General features: G+C 74.0%; 5 protein-coding genes. 3 read left to right on the top strand and 2 right to left on the bottom strand.

Annotated features, from left to right (window positions below; translation table 11 throughout):
• Positions 1 to 654: MFS transporter (locus AC2W7G_RS11820; protein WP_485868614.1), on the bottom strand; the 654-nt coding region annotated here is incomplete at its 3' end.
• An 81-nt stretch (positions 655 to 735) separates the two neighbouring features.
• Between AC2W7G_RS11820 and AC2W7G_RS11815 the strand changes: the two genes are divergently transcribed.
• The 3 genes from AC2W7G_RS11815 to AC2W7G_RS11805 all read left to right on the top strand — a co-directional run bounded on the left by AC2W7G_RS11815 (position 736) and on the right by AC2W7G_RS11805 (position 2594).
• Complete coding sequence (locus AC2W7G_RS11815; RefSeq protein WP_485868613.1) at positions 736 to 1050, top strand: ArsR/SmtB family transcription factor; 315 nt, start codon at positions 736 to 738, stop codon at positions 1048 to 1050.
• Between the two features lie 231 nt (positions 1051 to 1281).
• Positions 1282 to 2040, top strand: coding sequence for a helix-turn-helix domain-containing protein (locus tag AC2W7G_RS11810; RefSeq protein WP_485868612.1), 759 nt, complete (start codon positions 1282 to 1284; stop codon positions 2038 to 2040).
• Positions 2037 to 2594 carry a dihydrofolate reductase family protein gene (locus AC2W7G_RS11805; RefSeq protein ID WP_485868611.1) on the top strand — a complete coding sequence of 186 codons (558 nt, stop codon included), beginning with the start codon at positions 2037 to 2039 and terminating at the stop codon, positions 2592 to 2594. The genes AC2W7G_RS11810 and AC2W7G_RS11805 overlap by 4 nt, the downstream gene beginning before the upstream one ends.
• Positions 2595 to 2634: 40 nt before the next feature.
• Here the strand turns inward: AC2W7G_RS11805 and serB are convergent.
• On the bottom strand, positions 2635 to 3572 hold a 938-nt coding region (serB, locus tag AC2W7G_RS11800; protein WP_485868610.1), incomplete at its 5' end, for a phosphoserine phosphatase SerB.

Here is a 3572-nt window from a genome sequence, read left to right as displayed (position 1 = left end):
GGGCAGGCGGGACGCCGACCTGCGGCGCAGCGAGCGCAGCAGCCCGTCGTGGCCCGGGGACGTCTCGGGCAGGCCCCACACGGCGAGCGCGGCGACCACGTAGAGGCCGGTCAGGACGCCGAACACGACCGGCTCGGGGGAGTCCGACACGTCCAGCACCCACCCGCTCGCGGCGGCACCGACGGCCATGCCGGCGAGCGGGAGCACCGCGTTGGCGACGGCGGCGCTGCCCGGACGCGACGGCGGCTCGAGGTCGACGACGGCGGCCGTCAGGGCGGACAGCAGCAGGCCGGCGGCCAGTCCCTGCACGACGCGGGCGGCGAGCAGGGACTCGACCGAGCCCGCGTGCCAGAAGACGACCATGCTCACGGCCAGGATCGCGAACCCGGCGCTCAGCACGGGGCGGCGGCCCAGGTGGTCCGACAGCGAGCCGGTCACCAGCAGCGCGACCAGGAGCGCGAAGGCGTAGACCGCGAAGATCGACGTGGAGGCGAGCGCGGAGAAGCCGATCTCGGCCTGCAGCACCGGGTAGAACGGCGACGGCGCGCTGGCCGCGCCCATCATCGCGACGGCCGCGGCGAGCGCGAGCACGAACGCCGCGGTGCTGCCGGCCCGCAGGGTGCGGGACGGACGAGGGGGAGCGGTCGTGGTCACGGCCTGCCAATCGTTCGAAACGGATGGAACTTTTCAGGACTGTAGACCCCCAGCCCGAGATTGTTCAACTATGATCGAACCATGGTCGGCACGAGCGAGCTTCCCCATCCCGACGTGCGGGACGTCCCCGTCACCGAGGTGCTCTTCGCCCTCAGCGACCCCGCCCGGCTCGCCATCGTCCGCGAGCTGGCCGACGGGCCGCTCGACATGGCGGCCTGCACGGCGGCCGACATGCCCAAGTCCACGCGCTCGCACCTCATGAAGGTGCTGCGCGAGGCCGGCGTCATCCGCAACGAGCCGGTCGGACGCCAGCGCCGGGTGAGCCTGCGGCGCGAGGAGCTCGACGGCGTCTACCCCGGCCTGCTCGACGCCGTGCTCGGCGCGCCCGAGCGCTGACCACCGGGCGGGCCGGCACGGGCAAGAACGGTCAAGCACGCCGGCCGCCGGGCCGCCAGACTGGGGCCATGACCGGACGCGACCGCCTGCGCGAGCTGCTCGACGCGGTGCTGGACGAGGACAACCGCACCCTCCAGCAGATGGCCGACGACGCCTACGCCTCGCCCTTCCACCTCTCGCGGACGCTCTCGCGCGCCGCGGCGAGCGCCCGTGGCCATGCGCCGGCGGGTCATGCTCGAGCGCGCCGCCTGGCGACTGCGCCGGGGGACCGCCGTCACCGACGCCGCCTGGGAGGCGGGGTACGAGTCGGTCGAGGGGTTCAGCCGCGCGTTCACCCGTGCCTTCGGCCACGCGCCCAGCCAGCTGCCCCCGGACGGCGAGACGTGGCTGCCGGCGCCGAACGGCATCCACTTCCACCCGCCGACGTCCCTGTGGGTCCGCAGCCCCGAGCACACGATGAACCCGCTGACCGAGCAGCTCGTGCGGCACGACCTGGACGACACCCAGCACCTGCTCGAGCTCGCCAAGGGCGTCGACCCCGAGCTGCTGCGCCGTTCGTGGCAGCCGGGACTGGTCGTGCTGGCGTGGGACGGCGTGGAGGACTCGGCCCTGGCGGTGCTGGACCGGCTGGTGCGCACCCGGGAGATCTGGCTGGCCTCGATCCAGGGCCACGACCTCCCGCCCGATCGCACCGCGCAGGACGTGGTCGAGCTGCTCGACCGGCACGCCTCGGCCGCAGCGCGGTGGCTGGCGACCGTGCGCGACCTCGACCGCCGGGGGGCCTGGGACGACCGGCTCGTCGACGCGCTGTGCGACCCGCCCGAGAGCTTCGTGCTCAGCAGCGTCGTCGCCCACGTCCTGACCTTCTCCGCGCACCGGCGCCAGCTGGCGCGGCACATGCTGCGCGCGGCCGGGGTCGAGGTCGACCACGGCGACCCCATCGAGTGGCTGCGCGCCCGGCGCACCGAGGACCAGGAGGACCTGCGATGACCACCACCTTCCACACCGCGACGACCCTGGACGGGTTCCTGGCCGACCCGGACGACTCGCTCGACTGGCTGCTGCGCCAGTCGCAGGGGCCGGACGGCGAGCAGGAGTTCGCCGCGTTCATGGCCGGCGTCGGCGCGATCATCATGGGCTCGACCACCTACGAGTGGGTGGTCGAGCACCTCGACGCGCAGCGCGGCAGCTGGCCCTACACCGTCCCGAGCTGGGTGATGACGACGCGCGACCTGAAGCCGGTCGAGGGGGCGGACGTGCGGTTCGCCTCGGGCGACGTCCGCGACGTCCACGCCCGGATGCTGCGGGAGGCGGGGGAGCGCGACCTGTGGGTCGTCGGCGGCGGGGACCTGGCCGGGCAGCTCGCCGACGCCGGGCTCCTGGACGAGGTCGTCGTGTCGATCGCGCCGGTGGTGCTGGGCGCGGACGTCGTGCTGCTGCGCCTGCTCGACCTCGAGCTCGTCGAGACCCACGCGGCCGGCGCCTTCGTCGTCGCGCGCTACCGCGTCGCCGGACCGCTCCTGGAGGACCGGCCCGCTCGCTGAGCGTGCCGAGAGGACGGGGACGGCTCGGCCCGGAGCTGGCTCAGCCGGCGGTGGCGTCGGCGGCGTCGGCCGCCTCGACCTCCTCGCGGGTGATGCCCATGAGGTAGACGATCGCGTCGAGGTAGGGGACGTTGACGCTGGTGCGAGCCTGGTCGCGCACGACCGGCTTGGCGTTGAAGGCGATGCCCAGGCCGGCGGCCGCGAGCATGTCCAGGTCGTTGGCGCCGTCGCCGATGGCGACGGTGTTCTTGACCGGGATGCGGGCCTGCTCGGCGAAGTCGCGCAGGGCGGCCGCCTTGCCCGGACGGTCGACGATGCGCCCGACGACCCGACCGGTCAGCCGGCCGTCGACCACCTCGAGCTCGTTCGCGGCGAAGTAGTCGATCTCCAGCTCGGCGGCGATCTGCTCGATCACCTGGGTGAAGCCGCCGCTGACCAGCGCGAAGCGGTAGCCGAGGCGCTTGAGCGTGCGGATCATCGTCCGCGCGCCGGGCGCGTACTGCAGGCGGGCGTACACGTCGTCCAGGGCGGCCTCGGGGACGCCCTCGAGCTGCGCCACGCGCTCGCGCAGCGACTCGGCGAAGTCCAGCTCGCCGCGCATCGCGCGTTCGGTGACCTCCGCGACCTGCTCCTCGCACCCGGCGTGCGCGGCGAGCATCTCGATCACCTCGCCCTGGATGAGCGTCGAGTCGACGTCCATGACGATCAGTCGCTGGGCGTGGCGCCGGATGCCGTTCTCCTGCACCGCGACGTCGACGCCGTTCTCGTGCGCGATCGCGCCGAGGTCGGACTGGAGACGCTCGGGCTCGACGCCGGAGACCTCCATGCGGATGGCGGTGACCGGGTAGCGGCCCATGCGCACGATGCGGTCGATGTTGCCGCCGCCGCCCTTGATGCCGGCGGTGATGGCGGCCATGGCGCCCGGACGCAGCGGGGCGCCCAGCACCACGACCTGGGCCCGGCCGACCCGGCGCGGCC

This window comes from Aeromicrobium sp. PFPM2_SD2, assembly GCF_057364525.1.
Note: the sequence above shows the minus strand (reverse complement) of the source record. Positions and strands in the feature narration are given on the sequence as shown.

Coding starts and splice junctions, on each gene's coding strand:
- AC2W7G_RS11810 (WP_485868612.1), top strand. CDS start 1,282: ATGCTCGAGCGCGCCGCCTGGCGACTGCGCCGGGGGACCGCCGTCACC.
- AC2W7G_RS11805 (WP_485868611.1), top strand. CDS start 2,037: ATGACCACCACCTTCCACACCGCGACGACCCTGGACGGGTTCCTGGCC.
- AC2W7G_RS11815 (WP_485868613.1), top strand. CDS start 736: ATGGTCGGCACGAGCGAGCTTCCCCATCCCGACGTGCGGGACGTCCCC.